16 protein-coding genes and 1 tRNA gene are annotated in these 16968 nt (G+C 59.4%); 14 read left to right on the top strand and 3 right to left on the bottom strand.

What is annotated here, in order from left to right; genetic code table 11:
- Positions 1 to 458, bottom strand: a 458-nt coding sequence (locus B3187_RS03330; RefSeq protein WP_286804567.1) for a hypothetical protein, incomplete at its 3' end; no start/stop codon positions are given.
- 131 nt (positions 459 to 589) lie between these two features.
- Between B3187_RS03330 and B3187_RS03325 the strand changes: the two genes are divergently transcribed.
- The 6 genes from B3187_RS03325 to B3187_RS03300 all read left to right on the top strand — a co-directional run bounded on the left by B3187_RS03325 (position 590) and on the right by B3187_RS03300 (position 5998).
- Entirely contained in the window at positions 590 to 1081 is a 492-nt protein-coding gene (locus B3187_RS03325; RefSeq protein ID WP_286804566.1) for an RNA polymerase sigma factor, read from the top strand.
- Complete coding sequence (locus B3187_RS03320) at positions 1078 to 1809, top strand: anti-sigma factor family protein (protein ID WP_286804565.1); 732 nt, start codon at positions 1078 to 1080, stop codon at positions 1807 to 1809. The genes B3187_RS03325 and B3187_RS03320 overlap by 4 nt, the downstream gene beginning before the upstream one ends.
- A gap of 39 nt (positions 1810 to 1848) precedes the next feature.
- Positions 1849 to 2355 carry a CC0125/CC1285 family lipoprotein gene (locus tag B3187_RS03315; protein WP_286804564.1) on the top strand — a complete coding sequence of 169 codons (507 nt, stop codon included), beginning with the start codon at positions 1849 to 1851 and terminating at the stop codon, positions 2353 to 2355.
- 214 nt (positions 2356 to 2569) lie between these two features.
- A complete protein-coding gene (locus B3187_RS03310; RefSeq protein ID WP_286804563.1) occupies positions 2570 to 3670 on the top strand; it encodes a hypothetical protein in 1101 nt (366 codons plus the stop codon).
- Entirely contained in the window at positions 3667 to 4986 is a 1320-nt protein-coding gene (locus tag B3187_RS03305) for a phospholipase effector Tle1 domain-containing protein (RefSeq protein ID WP_286804562.1), read from the top strand. The genes B3187_RS03310 and B3187_RS03305 overlap by 4 nt, the downstream gene beginning before the upstream one ends.
- Positions 4987 to 5047: 61 nt before the next feature.
- Positions 5048 to 5998 carry a DUF2931 family protein gene (locus tag B3187_RS03300; RefSeq protein WP_286804561.1) on the top strand — a complete coding sequence of 317 codons (951 nt, stop codon included), beginning with the start codon at positions 5048 to 5050 and terminating at the stop codon, positions 5996 to 5998.
- 241 nt (positions 5999 to 6239) lie between these two features.
- Here B3187_RS03300 and B3187_RS03295 read toward each other — a convergent pair.
- A tRNA-Leu gene (locus tag B3187_RS03295) sits at positions 6240 to 6326 on the bottom strand.
- A gap of 411 nt (positions 6327 to 6737) precedes the next feature.
- On the opposite strand from B3187_RS03295, the gene queA reads away from it, so the two are divergent.
- From queA to B3187_RS03270, 5 genes are all read left to right on the top strand, one after another.
- Positions 6738 to 7817, top strand: coding sequence for a tRNA preQ1(34) S-adenosylmethionine ribosyltransferase-isomerase QueA (gene queA / locus B3187_RS03290; protein WP_286804560.1), 1080 nt, complete (start codon positions 6738 to 6740; stop codon positions 7815 to 7817).
- A 15-nt stretch (positions 7818 to 7832) separates the two neighbouring features.
- The gene (gene tgt, locus B3187_RS03285) at positions 7833 to 8951 is read left to right on the top strand and encodes a tRNA guanosine(34) transglycosylase Tgt (protein WP_123638825.1); all 1119 of its coding nucleotides are present in this window, start codon (positions 7833 to 7835) and stop codon (positions 8949 to 8951) included.
- A 125-nt stretch (positions 8952 to 9076) separates the two neighbouring features.
- The gene (gene secD, locus B3187_RS03280; RefSeq protein WP_286804559.1) at positions 9077 to 10954 is read left to right on the top strand and encodes a protein translocase subunit SecD; all 1878 of its coding nucleotides are present in this window, start codon (positions 9077 to 9079) and stop codon (positions 10952 to 10954) included.
- A 30-nt stretch (positions 10955 to 10984) separates the two neighbouring features.
- A complete protein-coding gene (gene secF, locus B3187_RS03275; protein ID WP_286804558.1) occupies positions 10985 to 12130 on the top strand; it encodes a protein translocase subunit SecF in 1146 nt (381 codons plus the stop codon).
- A gap of 70 nt (positions 12131 to 12200) precedes the next feature.
- Complete coding sequence (locus B3187_RS03270; protein WP_286804557.1) at positions 12201 to 14213, top strand: PAS domain-containing protein; 2013 nt, start codon at positions 12201 to 12203, stop codon at positions 14211 to 14213.
- 120 nt (positions 14214 to 14333) lie between these two features.
- Here the strand turns inward: B3187_RS03270 and B3187_RS03265 are convergent, their stop codons facing one another.
- Positions 14334 to 15134, bottom strand: coding sequence for an inositol monophosphatase family protein (locus tag B3187_RS03265; protein ID WP_024459848.1), 801 nt, complete (start codon positions 15132 to 15134; stop codon positions 14334 to 14336).
- 227 nt (positions 15135 to 15361) lie between these two features.
- On the opposite strand from B3187_RS03265, the gene trmJ reads away from it, so the two are divergent.
- The 3 genes from trmJ to B3187_RS03250 all read left to right on the top strand — a co-directional run.
- Positions 15362 to 16171 (top strand): tRNA (cytosine(32)/uridine(32)-2'-O)-methyltransferase TrmJ, encoded by an 810-nt coding sequence (gene trmJ / locus B3187_RS03260; protein WP_123637116.1) that lies wholly within the window; start codon positions 15362 to 15364, stop codon positions 16169 to 16171.
- A gap of 86 nt (positions 16172 to 16257) precedes the next feature.
- Positions 16258 to 16734: a Fe-S cluster assembly transcriptional regulator IscR gene (gene iscR, locus B3187_RS03255; protein WP_123637117.1), complete on the top strand. Its 477-nt coding sequence runs from the start codon at positions 16258 to 16260 to the stop codon at positions 16732 to 16734.
- A gap of 42 nt (positions 16735 to 16776) precedes the next feature.
- Positions 16777 to 16968: aminotransferase class V-fold PLP-dependent enzyme (locus B3187_RS03250; protein WP_286804556.1), on the top strand; the 192-nt coding region annotated here is incomplete at its 3' end.

The following is a 16968-nucleotide window of genomic DNA, read 5'->3' as shown; positions in this document are numbered from 1 at the left end:
AAGCGCACCATCTCCAACCCCAGTTTCGGTAGGCGTTTCTGCTCCAGAATCTCAACATTCAGGGGTTCCAGCAACGCCAGTTCCCCGGGGGCGAGCATCAGCAGCCATTCGTGCTGCACGGCTCGCCAGCCGTCCTCCACTTCCACGTCCATAAACAGGGTGGCGCCCCGGGAGTCCAGTATCGGCACGCGGCTCGGAAGGGCATCCAGGGGTTCTGCCGGTGGGCGCAGGGTGTCTGGCAGTTGCTCCGGCAAAGCGGCCGTGAGTCGGCGCTCCAGGGCGCTGGTGACATCGGCGGGAAGGGTATCCCGGTGCACGCGCTCTACAGAATCAATGGAGCGGTCCACCCGGTCGGTCACCGCGGAGGGCAAACCCAGTTGGGCCTGGGCGACAGTGCTGAGGCCCAGCAGGCACAGTACCAGCGGGCGCAGCCGGGTCGGTCGGGGTTTGGCTTTCATAATCGCATATCCGGTGAAGGAGCTAGTGGGGTACCTGTTACTATAACGGCCTCACCCGATAAAAATTCCTGGGGCCGGGAATAAAAAACCCGGCTGGCCCGTTAACAGGGTACAACAGAAAGGTGCTGTCTATGAAAAGCGAATTGTCCGAGGTATTGCCTCAGCTCAGGCGGTTTGCCTACTCGCTCACCGGGTCGATGGATGAGGCCGACGACCTGCTGCAGAGCACGGTAGAGCGGGCGCTGAACCGTACTGTACCCGAAGGAGTGGAATTGACGAAATGGCTGTTCCGGGTTTGCCGGAATTTGTGGATCGACGGTTACCGCGCCCAGAAGGTCCGCCAGGAAGCGACCTTGCAGCCGCAATTGCAGGAGCGCGAAATTGTCGACGGAGAGCGGGCCATGGCGAGCGAAGTTGAGCTCGATCAGGTCAGCCGGGCCATGGACAGGTTGCCGGACGACCAGCGTCTGGTGCTGTCGCTGGTGGCCGTCCAGGGCCTGTCCTACAAGGAGGCGGCCGCCACGCTGGAAATACCCCCGGGCACCGTGATGAGCCGCCTGGCTCGTGCCCGAACCGCTCTTATAGAAAGCCTGAACTTACCTGTAGCGAGGACCAGCTCATGAATATCAACGATGAAACCCTGTCGGCCTTTCTGGACGGCGAGCTGCCCCCGGCCGAAATGGAGCAGGTTCGCGTCCGGTTGGCCGAAGATCCGGCACTGGCAGACCGCCTGGCGGAACTGAGCGCCGTGGACAAACTGGTGAGCGAGCGGGCCCACGCCATTGATGAACGGCCATTGCCGAGTGGTATTCAACAGATGCTGGCGGAAGATGACGCTAAGCCCGAGTCCGCGCAGGTGATTGCCTTTCCCCTTTGGCGCCGGGCCCGTCAGGCACTGAACGCGCAAACCGGCATTGCGGCGGCTATTGCGTTGGCGTTCGGGTTCGGACTGGCCGAGGTCACCGACAATGTCGGAAGTCCGCAAATCGACGCATTTCAGCCGGTCGCCGAGCGCCTGGAAACGCTGCCCAGCGGCACCACCGAAGCTCTGCCCGACGGACGGGAAATTACCCCCCGCCTCACCTTTGTTAATCGGGATGGGCAGCACTGCCGGCAGTACCGGGTAACCGGCGCGGGCGAACGGTCGGAGAATATCGCCTGCCGAGCTCAACAGACCGAGGCCGGCTGGGAAGAGTTGGCCAGCATTCGTCAGCGGGCGACGGAGCCCGGCAGCTATCAGACCGCCAGTGGTGGCTCATTACTGGACAGCGCACTCGATCAGATGATGGCCGGCGGCATCATTGAGCCGGAACAGGAAAAACAATTGATTGAGCGAGATTGGCAGCAATAGCCATCACCAGTCATTTACCAGGAAACCGGGAGGTAATGTATGAAAAAGCCAATAGCATCCTTGATGATGGTTCTGTTTATCAGTGCCTGTGCGGCACCCGAGGTTTACCAGCCCGCCTCAGACGGCGGCTACGGCTACCGGGAAAGCCAGATTGCCGATAACCGGTACCGTGTATCGTTCAAAATGCGCGGCGACACCCAGTTTGAAGCCATGGACTACGCCCTGCTACGCGCCGCCGAGCTAACGTTGATGGCGGACTACGACTGGTTTGTTGTTGCCGACCGGCAAGTCGATGGTGAGAAGCGGGAGTCAGGCAGTCAAGTAAGCGCAAGCCGCACCCGGGAGGTGGAGCGCCGCTGCGGCTTGCTCGGCTGCACCACAAGCTCCCGTCCCTCCACGACTTTCGGCGCCGAGATCAATTCGGGTAATAGGGCAGAGTCGGAAGTGATTCTGGAAATCCGTCTGGGCAAGGGCGTACGCCCCACCGAAGTCGACAGCTACGATGCCTTGGAAGTGCGGAACAATCTGCGCAAGCGTGTGAATTAGGGAAGAGGCGGTGGTCCAGATCGGGCATGTTGATTGGGCTGTCTGGATTCTGGGCCTGTCCGAAAATGGTTATCAAGCGCTTCCTGATGTCGCGCGCCACCGTTGTGAGCCGATTCACAAAACGGTAACCGTCAGTTCCGCTTAACTTGCGGCTTTTCGGTCTGCTGATTAGACTTCGGTCTGGTTCCAATGTCTGACCAAGGACGATGCGTATATGGACGACGCGCCACAACTCTATCTTTCCGGCATGGGCATGGTAAACGCCATTGGTGGCTCCGTTTCCATGGTCTGGGCGGCAGCCGGTGCCGGTATTAACCGCTACACCCTCTCCCGCTTTGTCGATGATAGCGGCAACCCCATCCGGTTGGCGCCGGTGCCCGATGAAGTGTTTGACCACCCGGGCTGGGCGCTGGATGAGGGAGACTTTCACAGCGAACCGCAAGACCATGCGATCAAAATGGCGCTTCACGCTTTGGGTCAGTTGGCGGAGCAGGGCGCCTTTCCCGAGCAGGCGCCGTTGATTCTGGCCATGAACGAGCCCGAGTTGTGCGCCGATTGCCTTCCCCTGAATAAATTCAAAACCAACCTGGCCCTGTCCGGCCACGATTGGCTGCTGCCGGAATTACTGCGAAGCCTGCACACGGGTCGTGCGGCGGGCCTGGAGGCTGTGGCTTTCGGCTATGACTACCTGGCGGAGGCCTACCCGCAAGGCATGGTCATTGGGGCCAGCGATTCACCCAATAACTACACCCGCCTGCGCATACCGGAACAGCAGAATCGGCTGCTGACCCTGGGCCCAAACGATGGCTACGCGCCGGGGGAGGGCGCGGCGTTTGTGGTGCTGACCGCAGACCCGGCGAGGGCTCTGGAGGAGAACGGACAAATCATCGTGGTACATCCGCCGGGCCTGGCGCGGGAAGTCGGGCATTGGTTCAGCGACGAACCCTATCGGGGCGAGGGGCTGGACGCCGCATTCAAAGCGGCGCTGGCGGACTACAACGGCCCGGCCATTCACAGTATTTACAGCAGCATGAACGGCGAACGTTACTGGGCCAAGGAGTACGGTGTGGCCATGACCCGCAGCTGGGAACGGCTGGGCGATGACGTCCAGCTGGTGCACCCCTCCGAGTATTACGGCGACCTGGGCAGTGCCACGGCCCCCTCGCTGCTGGCGCTGGCTGCATTTGATCTGTTGAAAAACACCAGGGCGCAGAGTCATTTGGTGTACAGCTCATCCGATGCTGGCCTGCGCGGTGCGTTGATCGTAGAGAAACGCCCCAAGGCAATGGAAATCAGCAAAGGAGAAGCGATATGACACAGGTAGGCGAGGGCGTGTTTGTGCCCCAGCCGCCCAATAGCGGCGGCGATGAAGATGACGAGGGCAAGAAAAAGATCAGTGTTCGGCTGCTGTTGTTTTTTGATGGGACGGCCAATAACCGTACCAATGTGGAGGAGCGGGAGAAGAATACTGAGGTGTACCAGGCGTTGGCCGATCAGTGGGTGGGGCTGAAGGCCTATCAAAGCTATAACAATGGCAAGTCCAATATCGCTCTGTTGGAGGCGCAAGTCGATGACAAGAAGGCGCCTGAACCTTTTCAGCATGCTCTCAAATTGTATGTTGAAGGCGCTGGCACCGAAGACCGGGAAGCCGATTATCGCAGAGGGTTGGCAATGGGAACAGGGTCTACCGGTATAGACGCGAAGGTCAAAAAAGGTATTGAGAAAGCGGTGTCAAAATTGAGGAAGCTTTTCCAGAGTGCGGACGAAGACACCACGCTGAAGCAATTGGCTATTGATTTGTTTGGATTTAGCCGTGGCGCTGCGAGTGCCCGCTATTGCATCCATAAGCTCATGGACGCAGGCGGTGAGCCAATATCCGAGCAGCTGGAGGTTGAGGGATTTCCCGCCGATAAAATCGAGATCAACCTGGTCGGGCTCTTTGATACTGTTTCCTCCCACGGGATGTCGTTCAATAACGATGTGAAGACACTCAAGCTGGATTCGATTCGCAGGGCCAATCGCGTTGTTCAATTGGAGGCTTCGGAGGAGTACCGGAGTAACTTCTCCCTGACCACTATTGATAGTGCTGGAGGGAAAGGGCAGCGCATATGTCTGCCCGGCGCCCATAGCGATGTGGGTGGAGGCTACCGCTCTGGCCCCGAGGCTCAGGTCGTCTATCGAGGGCATCAGCGGGACCGCCACATCGATCGTGACTGGCTTCTGGCGCAAGGTTGGTACCGCCCAGAGGAACTTAGGCTACCCACTTCCCGCAATACGTTGAGCCACGTTATTCATGCCGAGCGAGAACTGGTGAAAACCAGCTATAGCAAAATCCCGTTGGAGCTGATGGCGGAGTTTATTCAGGATGAGGGGGTGAGTATGAATGAGCAGAAATTCCCGGAGCTCGTTGATTTGAGCGAAGAGTCCGACGAGTTGCAGGAACTGCAGGGTCGCATACAGGCCTATGTGGCATCGGGTAATGAATCCAGGCCAGAACACTGGCAGGGTCGTGACCCCTTGCTTCGTATTATTCGCCATCAGTACCTGCATCTTTCTGCGCATTATTCGAGTGTGGGTATGGCGCCCAGACTTCACGAGGGCCAACGTAGGCGAAAATACCATGAAGGTTAAAGCCCGGCGCCGATACACTCTGTTATCGGCACTGTTACTGTTACTCGGTTGTGAGGATTCTATGACCAAAGCGGATTGGCTGGCGTCGGAGTCGGCGCCCAATGATTACCCGATGGAGGTGATTTCCGGAACTTTTCTGTATCCAGGCGACGATCATGGGCTTTACGTCCCCGACGGTAAAACAGTCCATCACGGCTGGGGATATCCCGTTTCCACCCATGTGGTAGGGCCGGATCAAAAGCCATTACCGGATAGGTTGCGGATTACCTATTATTCGTACTTGGAAGATCAGTTCTATCGGGGCGAATTTGAACTGCCCTATGAGAGCATTGTGCAGATGGTTAATGAGGGCTATCCAAATCATAAGACGCCTCCAGCAACTATGTACTATGACGAACTGACCGTCGGCATGGCTCCCGGAGGCAGCGTCGCGGTTTGGCTGGTCGGTATTGGCAAAACCACAGAAATATTTTTTGGGAAAGCTGAGCCCATTGATTACGATTGGAAGAAATACTGGTCTGACGCTTTTATGAGCGATCATCCAAAGCCGAGAGAGCAGTACGTCGAGAAGGCGCTTGAGCTTTACCTGACACCCGAGCAGCGAAAACGCCTCGAAACCGAAGGCATACCCTTCGACAAATGGGAGCGAATGCGCACCCACTACCATTGGCAGCCCGAGTTCTTCCGTATGGCGGGGCCGGATTCTCCGGGAACGATCAATTACCTCAACGGCGAGCTCTATCACTTACGCTACCCCCTCACCGAGGAAGACGCCGCCAAGCCCAGGCCCTTACCCAAGCGCATGAGTTTCCACAGCGGCAAGTATCTTTTCATCATCCATTTCGATGAGGACGAGATGTTGAGCGTGTTCGAAAAGATGGCGGAAGGTGATAACCCCCTCTATCTGGATATCGCGCCGGGAATCCCCCGGTCAGAAACCGCCATCCGGGTGAGAAACCGGGACGATGAGCATATCGACCTTGAGAGGTTTACCGTGGAGGAGATCAATTAGCCCCACATCGAGCCATCGGACGTGGACCGTTGCCCGAAACACCATACGGCGGATGCGCCTTCGGCTTATCCGCCCTACGCGAGTTGGGGACGGCGAGTGCGTTGCGGATAGGAGTGAGGCTTGAGTAGGGCGGATCGGTCCGACGCATCGGAGCGTAGCGCATCCGCCGTAGCCCAACGATGATGACTGTTCCTACAGGCTTTGCTGAGCTGTATCTTGGAGGCGGATCACAAGAAAGAAGTGGTACCAGAGGCCGGACTCGAACCGGCACACCCTCTCGGGCGGGGGATTTTGAATCCCCTGCGTCTACCAATTTCGCCACTCTGGCACTGTATAAGCCGCTATGTGCTTTAGTGCGGGTTTCAGGTCTTTACCAGCGCGTTGCGCTGGCCCTGCGGTCGCTCTCGGGCTCCTGCCCTTCGCGACATTTGTGCATCCTGCACGGCATCTACCAATTTCGCCACTCTGGCACAGGTTTACTGCGTTGCGGGGCGGGATTATAGCAGCGTGCGGGGGTTCGTCAACCAAGGATTTTGGTGGTGGTGGGTGTGGGGCTTTGGGTTGCGGCGGATGCGCCTTCGGCTTATCCGCCCTACGGATAGCACAGCAGGTCGCGTAGGGGCCGAGCGCAGCGGTATTAATAAGCCCGCATCCGCCGTAAAACCCCGCGATCTGGTGGTCATTTTCGGGGTTTTCCGGTACCCTTGCGGGCTTTTGAACCTGCCTGAATATACGTCTTATGCGCCGCCAGGATTTTTACTACGATCTGCCCGAATCCCTGATTGCCCGTGAACCGGCTGCCGAGCGACGCGGGAGTCGCTTGCTGGGGCTGGATGGCCCGACCGGGAAGGTGACCCACGGTCAATTCCCGGACCTGCTGGAGCAGGTGCGCCCCGGGGATCTGATGGTGTTCAACGATACCAAGGTGATTCCCGCCCGCCTGTTCGGGATGAAAGACACCGGTGGCAAGGTTGAGATTCTGGTGGAGCGCCTGCTGACCGATGCGCGGGTGCTGGCCCACACCCGGGCGAGCAAGTCCCCCAAGATTGGTAGTCTGATCGTGCTGGAAGACGGCACCCGCCTGGCGGTGACCGGGCGGCGCGACGACCTGTTCGAGCTGAACTTCCCGCCAGAGGAAACCTCGCTGTCGGTATTGGAGCGCCTGGGGCATATGCCGCTGCCGCCCTATATCGACCGGGAAGATGAGGAACTGGATCGGGAGCGTTATCAGACGGTGTACGGTCGCAAGGCCGGCGCTGTCGCCGCGCCTACCGCCGGTCTGCACTTTGATGATGACCTGCTGGCCCAGTTGCAGGCCAAAGGCGTCAATCTGGCCTTTGTCACCCTGCATGTGGGTGCGGGCACGTTTCAGCCGGTGCGGGTGGACAATATTGCCGAGCATAAAATGCACAGCGAGGTCATGGACCTGAATGAGCAGGTGGCCGAGCAGGTGCGCGCCACCCGCGCGACCGGCGGTCGAGTGATTGCCGTGGGCACCACCAGCGTGCGCTGCCTGGAAACCGCCGCCGCTCGTGCCGAACCGGGACAGGGCATGGCCGCCTACCAGGGCGAGACCGATATCTTCATTACCCCCGGCTTTGAATTCAGAGCGGTGGATGCGTTGCTGACCAACTTCCACCTGCCCGAGTCCACGCTGATGATGCTGGTGTCCGCCTTTGCGGGTTACCGACACATCATGGACGCCTATCGAGAAGCCGTGGCTCAGGAATACCGCTTTTTCAGTTACGGCGATGCCATGTTTATCACCCGCAACCCGGACGCTCCGCGCGATCTCCCGGGTAGTCCTTCCGAGGGATAAAAGATGTCTTCCTTTATGCAGTTTGAACTGGACCGGGAAGACGGCCTGGCCCGACGCGGCCGCCTGAAGTTCCCCCGGGGCGTGGTGGAAACCCCGGCTTTTATGCCCGTGGGCACCTACGGCACGGTCAAGGGCATGTTGCCTCGGGATATTGAGGCCATTGGCGCTCAGATAATCCTGGGAAACACCTTTCACCTGATGCTGCGTCCGGGCACCGAGGTGGTCAAGGCCCACGGCGATCTGCACGATTTTATGCAGTGGTCCGGCCCGATTCTGACCGACTCCGGTGGCTTTCAGGTGTTCAGCCTGGGGGATATCCGCAAAATCACCGAAGAGGGCGTGTCGTTCCGCTCGCCCATTGATGGCAGCCCGGTATTTCTCGGCCCTGAGGAGGCCATGCAGGTCCAGCGGGATCTGGGGTCGGACATTGTGATGATCTTCGATGAGTGCACCCCGTACCCGGCCACGGAGGATGAGGCGCGCAAGTCCATGGAGCTGTCCCTGCGCTGGGCCAAGCGCTCCAAGGATGCCCACGGTGACAATCCGTCCGCGCTGTTCGGCATTGTGCAGGGGGGCATGTATGAGTCCCTGCGCCGGGAATCATTGGCGGGGCTGGAGGAAATCGGCTTTGACGGCTACGCCATCGGCGGCCTGTCGGTGGGCGAGCCCAAAGAAGATATGGTGCGCGTACTGTCGGCCCTGACGCCCCATATGCCCAAAGACAAGCCCCGCTATCTGATGGGCGTGGGCAAGCCGGAGGATCTGGTGGAGGGCGTGCGCCGAGGCGTGGATATGTTCGACTGCGTGATGCCCACCCGCAACGCCCGCAATGGCCACCTGTTCACCCATGAGGGGGTGATCAAGATCCGCAATGCCAAACATCGCCACGATACCGGCTCCCTCGATCCCAAATGTGACTGCTACACCTGCCAGAACTTCAGCCGCGCTTACCTGCATCACCTGGACAAGTGTGGTGAGATCCTCGGCGCTCAGCTGCAGACCATCCACAACCTGCGCTACTACCAGCTGGTGATGGCCGGGCTGAGGGAGGCCATTGCCGCCGGCGAGTTGGAGGCTTTCGTGGCCGACTTCTATCGGGCCCTCGGTAAGGACGTGCCGCCGCTGACGCCATAAATCACCGGGCGGGGTGCGGCTGCGCCCCGTTCATTACCCTACTTTCATTGTTGTCTTGGGGGAAATCGGTATAATCCGGGCCTTCATCCGTATCCGATACCGTCGAATAAGCCACGGAACCGTTTATGCATAACCGCTACCCGCTCTGGAAATACCTCTTGATTCTGGGGGTTGTTACCCTGGGATTCATTTACGCGCTGCCCAACCTCTATGCGCCCGACCCCGCCGTACAGATTTCCGGTCAATCCGGGGCGACCACCATGGATGCTTCCACGGTGGAGCAGGTAGAACGGCAACTTCAGTCACAGGGCATTGAATATGTCGGCGTAGAGCTGGGCGAAAATGCCGTTCTGGTGCGCCTGGCCAGTGAAGATGAGCAGATGACCGCCCGCCGCACCCTGCAGGAATCTCTGGGTGGTGATTTTGTGGTCGCTCTGAATCAGGCGCCGACCACACCGGATTGGCTGGTGTCTCTGGGCGGTGCCCCCATGCGCCTGGGTCTGGACCTCTCCGGTGGTGTGCACTTCCTGCTGGAAGTCGATACCGCCTCGGCCATTGAAACCCGTCAGGAAATCACTGCCGACGAAATGAAGGGCACGCTGCGCGAAGAGCGTATCCGCTACAACGCGCTGGAGGTTGAAGACGACCAGAGCATTCTGGCGCGCTTCCGTTCGGCCGAGCTGCGGGACCAGGCGCTCGCCCTGATGGAAGATGAATACGACACGCTGGTATTCCAGACCGAAGATGCCGGGGAAGAGGACTTCCGCTTTACCGCGCAGTTGAGCGAAACGGCGATTTCTGAAATTGAAGACTACGCCCTCGGCCAGAACCTGGTGACCCTGCGCAACCGGGTGAATGAGTTGGGTGTGTCCGAGCCGGTCGTGCAGCGTCAGGGCGGTAACCGGATTATCGTGCAGCTTCCGGGGGTTCAGGACACCGCCGAAGCCAAGCGGGTGATCGGCAAAACCGCCAACCTGGAATTCCGCCTGGAGGCCGGCCCGGATACGCTGGTATCCATGAAAGAAGAGTTCCCTTACCGCAGTGAAGCGGACAAGCAGCGCTTTGGCGGTGCTGAGCTGGAACGTCAGATCATTCTGACCGGTGACCATGTGGCCAACGCCACCAGTAGCTTCGATGCAGAAACCAATATGCCCCAGGTGAACATTACCCTGGACGGCCTGGGCGGTACCAAAATGCACCGCGCGACCCGGGATAATGTCGGACGGCGCATGGGCGTACTGTTCATTGAACACAAAACCCGCACTGAATATGCCACCAATGAGGCGGGCGAAACCGTCGAGGTGCGGGAGAACTACGTCGAGCGGGAAATCATCAGTCTGGCGACCATTCAGAGTGCGCTGGGCAAGCAGTTCCGGATTACCGGTCTGGAGTCCCCGGCGGAAGCCTCCGAACTGGCGCTGCTGCTGCGCGCCGGTGCTCTGGCGGCGCCCATGTACTTTGTGGAAGAGCGCACCATTGGACCATCTCTCGGGGCAGAAAACATTCAGACCGGTCTGAACTCGGTCGTGCTCGGGTTGGCGCTGGTGCTGGTCTTTATGCTGATTTACTACCGGGTGTTCGGCATCTTTGCCAACCTGGCCTTGGGGGCCAACATCCTTCTGCTGGTGGCGGTCATGTCCCTGCTGGGCGCCACTCTGACGCTGCCGGGTATTGCCGGTATCGTGCTGACCGTGGGTATGGCGGTGGACGCCAACGTACTGATTTTCTCCCGGATTCGGGAAGAGCTGAAAGAGGGCGCTTCGCCCCAGTCCGCTATTTACAGCGGTTATGAGCGGGCCTTCGTCAGTATTCTGGATGCCAATATCACCACCTTGCTGGTGGCGGTCATTCTGTATGCCATTGGCACCGGTCCGGTACAGGGTTTTGCGGTCACCCTGTCCATCGGTATTCTGACTTCCATGTTTACCGCGATCATGGGCACTCGGGCGCTGGCCAACCTGGTGTACGGCCGCCGTCGCAACCTGAAGAAGATCTGGATCTAAGAGAGCGCCACTATGCTACCGGAATCAAAAGTGATTAATTTTATGGGCTGGCGCAAAACCTGCGCCACCATTTCCATCGTGTTGCTGCTGGCTTCCATCGTCTCTCTGGCGACGCGTGGTCTGGAGTTTGGGTTGGACTTTACTGGCGGTTCCCAGGTCGAGCTGGGCTTCGATCGCCCGGCGGATCTGTCCACCATCCGCTCGGTGCTGGGCGAGCAGGGCCTTGAGAACCCCGTGGCGATTCTGTTCGGCTCGGACTCGGAAGTTCTGATCCGCACCCAGGATGCTCTGAGTGACGGTGTACTGGAGCAGTTGGAAGAGAGGCTCGCGTCCCTGTCCGACAGTGCGACCATTGCCGATGTGCGCAACGCCGCCAGCGACCAGACCCAGTTCTCCGAAGTGCTGGTGTTCAATGGCGTCAGTGAGTCAGCGCTGCGCTCGGCGGACCTGTTTGACCCGCGCTACTACGGTCGCACACAGATCGCGACCGAGGGTGAGGCCGTCACCGTTGCCGTTGAAAACGCTCTGGACAATGTCTATTCCCAATTTCTGATTGACGCGCTGGAAGAGGCGACCGGAGCGAGCATCAATCTGCGGCGCAGCGAGTTTGTCGGTCCGCAGGTGGGTGAAGAGCTGCGCGATCAGGGCGGGCTGGGCATGTTGTTCGCCTTGGCCGTGGTGATGATCTACGTGGCGATCCGCTTCCAGTACAAATTCTCCATCGGCGCGGTTCTGGCCCTGGTTCACGATGTGATTATTGTTCTGGGTGTGTTCTCGGTCCTGCGCCTGGATTTCGATCTGACGGTGCTGGCCGCAGTACTGGCGGTGATCGGTTATTCACTGAACGATACCATCGTTGTGTTTGACCGGGTGCGGGAAAACTTCCGCAAAATGCGTCGGGGCACCACCAACGAGGTGATCAATACCTCCTTGACCCAGACGCTGGAGCGGACCCTGCTGACCTCCTTGACTACCTTGTTGGTGTTGCTGGTGTTGTACTTCTTCGGTGGCGAGTTGATCAGTGGCTTTGCATTTGCGCTGATTGTCGGTGTGCTGGTCGGTACCTACTCGTCGGTTTATGTCTCGGCCAACATTCTGTCGGCAATGCACCTGACCAAAGAAGACCTCATGCCACCGCCGAAAGAGGGCGAGGAGCAGGAAGAGTTGGCTCCCTGAGCCTCGTGAACCGCTGAAAAAGTGCGGATACCAGTGGTGAGGGTATCCGCCCGATCGATGAGCAGAGCTTATGTCGAAAGGCATCACCATCAGCGATGAAGAATTGAGCCAGGCAAACAGCGACGAGCTGCGCGACCTGGTGGCACGCTATCGCCGGATTTTCAACGGTAGCGGCTACGGCTTCTGGGAGTGGGACCTCACCTCCAACCGCATTGACTGGTCCGGCGGTTTCTGGGAATCGCTGGGGTTCAATGACGAAGATAAAATCCGCATCAGCGACGCCACAGCGCTGCCGGATTACATCCACCCCGACGATCGGGACCACATGCTCGAAGCCGTGCGCGAACACCTGCGCAGCGGCGAACCTCTCAACACCGCCTACCGGATCCTCACCAACCGAGGCAACTACGTCTGGACCCAGGCCCGAGCGAACTCCATTCGCGACAAGTACGGCCGAGTCATGTACATCTCCGGGGTCAACTTTGACATCACCGAGCTGAAAAATGTCGAAGCGGCCCTGCGTGAAAGTGAGGCGCGTCAGGCTCGCATCATCCAGGCGTCCAATGACGGCATCTGGGAGTGGTACGCAGACCGCAAGGGTTTCCATTTTTCCAACCGTTGCTGGGAGCACGCCGGCTACGACGAGAAAGACGATGTGGTGATCCGGGGCCAGAACCGCCTGTCGGTCTGGCGCTCTCACATTCACCCGCAAGACCTGCCCAAGTTTGATCAGACCCTGGCCGATCACATGGCCGGGCGGGCACCGTTTGATATTGAGTACCGAATTTTCGGCAAAGACGGCGACATCCGCTGGATTCGCGCCCGAGGGCGAGCCAGTTTTGACACCGAAGGCAATCCGGTGCGTATGTCCGGCACCAATATGGATATCACCGACATCAAGCGCGCTGAAGAGCGGGTGGTGCAGGCCAAAGACGCGGCGGAAAAAGCCAATCAGGCCAAGTCCGACTTCCTCTCCAGCATGAGTCACGAGCTGCGCACGCCGCTCAATGCCATTCTGGGGTATGCGCAGCTGTTTCAGTATGACGACAACCTCACCGACAGTCAGATGGATAACGCCCGGGAAATCCGCAAGGCGGGCGAGCATCTGCTGCAACTGATCAATGATGTGTTGGATCTGGCCAAGATCGAGTCCGGCCGAATGACTTTCTCCTTGGAGCCGGTGTTGGTGTCCCGGGTCGTCGCCGAGTGCTTTACGCTGATTCAACCCCAGGCCGACGCCGGTGGCATCAAGCTAAGCGCGGACCTGAAGCGCCTTGAGAGCACTTACGTGGTGGCCGACAACACCCGTCTGAAGCAGGCGTTGCTCAATCTGGTCAGCAATGCGGTGAAATACAATCAGGTCGGTGGTGAAGTGGCAGTCAGTTTGTCGGAGCGGGACGATAACCGCCTGCGCATCACGGTTCGCGATACCGGCCAGGGTATACCGGCCAGCCGTCAGCACGAAGTGTTTCAGCCCTTCAATCGCCTCAACGCGGAGTACTCAAAAGTCGAGGGGTCTGGTGTCGGGCTGGTGATTACCAAGCAGTTGGTCGAGATGATGGGCGGTAAGCTGTCCTTCGAGAGTACCGAAGGGGTGGGCACCGAGTTCTGGGTGGATCTGCCTCTGTCCACGGAGTGGAATCAGGACCTGGTGGTCAACCGCCGCGAGCATGACCCGAAGGCGGATGAGGAGCCGGAAGCGTTGGTGCTTGAAGAGCCTCGGACCATTCTGTACGTGGAGGACAACCCGTCCAATATCCGCCTGATGCAACAGATTCTGAGTCGCTACCCGATGTTGACGCTGGAAGTGGCCGAAGAGGCGTTCCTCGGGATTTACAAGGCTCGCAGTGAGCGGCCGGACGTGATCATTCTGGATATCAATCTGCCGGGGATGGATGGCTACGAGGCGTTGTCGGTGTTAAAGCGTGACCCCGTGACCGCGGATATTCCGGTGGTGGGGCTGTCGGCCAACGCCATGGCCTACGATGTGGAGCGGGGCCGCAAGGCGGGGTTCTTTGATTATCTGACCAAGCCGGTGGAAATCAATCACCTGGTTCGGACGCTCAAGAAGCTTTTGGCTTAGGTAACGCCAGGTGACGGCGGATGCGCGCTTATCCGCCCTACGGTCGGTTGTGTAGGGCGGATAAGCGCAAAGCGCGCATCCGCCGTTACCAATACCGACCGCATCCACCAGCCTTTTACCTCAAACGTGCCCCAAATGCTTCTGTACCACCTGCAACACCGGCTTGAACACCTTCGGTGTACCACACACGATGTGGCCGGTATCCATATACGAGGTGCCGCCGCGGAAGTCGCTGATCAAGCCGCCGGCCTCTTTCACCAGCAGCACACCCGCCGCGAAATCCCACTCGTTCAGATGCATTTCCCAGAAGGCGTCGTAGCGTCCTGCGGCCACATAGGCCAGATCGAGCGCCGCTGAGCCCGCACGGCGAATGCCGGCGGTCTGGCCTGCGAGTTCACTGATGCAGGCGAGAAAAGGTTGGATTTTGGCCAGGGCCGGGCCATCGAACGGGATGCCGGTACCCAGCAGGGCACCTTCCAGGCCGCGACGGGTGGATACCCGGATGCGACGGCCGTTGAGTGACGCGCCGCGGCCGCGGCTGGCGGTAAATTCTTCGCGCTTGACGGGGTCGAGTACCACGGCGTGCTCAACCTGTCCTTTGTAAAAGCAGGCAATGGAGACTGAAAAATGGGGCATGCCATGCACGAAATTGGTGGTGCCGTCGATCGGATCGATCACCCAGACATAGTCCGGGTTCTTGCCCTGGGTGGTCCCGCTTTCTTCACCGCGGAAACTGTGGTCCGGGTAGGCCTTGCGCAACACCTGAATGATCGCCTGTTCGGCTCCCCGATCCACTTCGGTGACGAAGTCGTTGGGGCTTTTGTTTTCAACCTTGATGGTGTCCGGGCGTTCGTAGGCGCGTTCAATCAGTTCTGCCGCCTTGCGCGCCGCGCGCAAAGCCATCGTCAACATGGGTTCCATAGGGCAATCAGTCTTTTCGTGAAAAATGGGAAAGAACGGGGCGAGGGCGGGCCTCGCGAAGGCCGCACAGTATAACGGCAAGCGCGCCGGCTCGCCAGCGCCATGGTGCAATTGTCCCATCTTGGCCGGGGCGGGCCGCCGTGAACCCGGGCCGGGTGGTTCATGATAGAATGCGCGGCCTTTAGGGGCCCCGCGCCCACGCAATCGCTATCGATCAAGAGACCGTTATGACCGCCAACCCTTTTGACAATATCCGCATCGTTCTGGTGAATACCTCTCATCCGGGCAACATCGGTGGTGCCGCCCGGGCCATGAAGAATATGGGGCTGTCCCGCCTCTATCTGGTGGAGCCCAAGGAGTTTCCCTCGGAAAAGGCCGTCTGGCGGGCCGCCGGGGCACTGGATGTGCTGGATAAAGCCGTGGTGGTGGAAACGCTGGATGAGGCCATTGAGGGCTGTGGCCTGGTGGTCGGCACCAGTGCCCGCGAACGCCGGATTCCCTGGCCGCTGGTGGACCCACGCCAGTGCGGCGAGCGGTGCTGGCAGGAGGCGGGCGAGCACGAGGTGGCACTGCTGTTTGGGCGCGAGGACCGGGGTCTGACCAACGAGGAGCTGCACAAGTGCCAGTACCATGTGCATATTCCCGCCAACCCGGAATACAGCTCCCTGAATCTGGCCACCGCCGTGCAGGTGCTCTGCTACGAGCTGCGTATGGCCCACCTCTCGCAGCAAGAGGGCGGCCCGTTGGGCAAAACCGAATGGGATATGCCCCCCGCTAAAAGCGAGGCTTTAGAGCGGTATTTCGAGCACCTTCAGCAGACGCTGGAAACCCTGGATTTCCTCAACCCGGATAACCCCCGCCAGACCATGACCCGGCTGCGCCGCCTGTACCACCGCATCCGCCCGGATGAGATGGAGCTGAGCATTCTGCGCGGCGTGCTGACGGCCACGCAAAACTACATTTACCACACGGATAAACGCCTGAAATCCCTTGAGGCGGCGCCGGAGAACGAAAAGCCCTTGGATAATGGCGAATAGTTGAGTAAAATACTTGGTTATAGACGGGTGGGTTTCCGACAGCTCGGTATCCACTTTCCACCAAGGCTAGAGGCGACAATCCGGGCATGAGACTGACTACCAAAGGTCGATACGCGGTCACCGCGATGCTGGACCTGGCCCTGCACAGTGAGCAGGGGCCAGTGAGCCTTGCGGATATCTCCAATCGCCAGGGTATATCCCTGTCCTATCTGGAACAGCTGTTTGCCAAGCTGCGCCGGCAGAAGCTGGTGAGCAGTGTTCGCGGCCCCGGCGGCGGTTACCGCTTGGCGGAGCGCCTTGAAGCCATTTCGGTGGCGCAAGTGGTGGACGCGGTCAGTGAGTCCCTCGATGCCACCCGCTGTGAGGGCAAAGGGGACTGCCAAAACGGCAAAGTATGCCTGACGCACCACCTCTGGGAAGATCTCAGTGCCCAAATTCATCAGTTTTTAAGTGATATCAGCCTGGCGGATCTGGTCGAACGGCGCGACATTCAAGCGGTTCGGGCCCGTCAGGACCACCAACAGCAGCTCTCGGCTGAGCAGATTCTGTGCAGCCAGCTGTAGACGCCGTTCCGGTATCGTCTAGCAACGAGGTTTGAGTAATCGATGACGTTGAGCGCTCCACGTCAGCCCATTTATCTGGACTATGCCGCCACCACGCCGGTCGACCCGGCGGTGGCCGAGCAGATGGCGGCCTGCCTGACGCGGGAGGGCAATTTTGCCAACCCGGCCTCGCGCTCCCATCTGTATGGATGGCAGGCGGAAGAAGCGGTGGAGAATGCCCGTCAACAGGTGGCG

The sequence above is a fragment of the Marinimicrobium sp. UBA4209 genome, assembly GCF_002381585.1.
Classification (GTDB): Bacteria; Pseudomonadota; Gammaproteobacteria; order Pseudomonadales; family Cellvibrionaceae; genus Marinimicrobium; species Marinimicrobium koreense.
The sequence above is the reverse complement of the archived record's forward strand: the minus strand, read 5'-3'. Positions and strand labels throughout refer to the sequence as shown.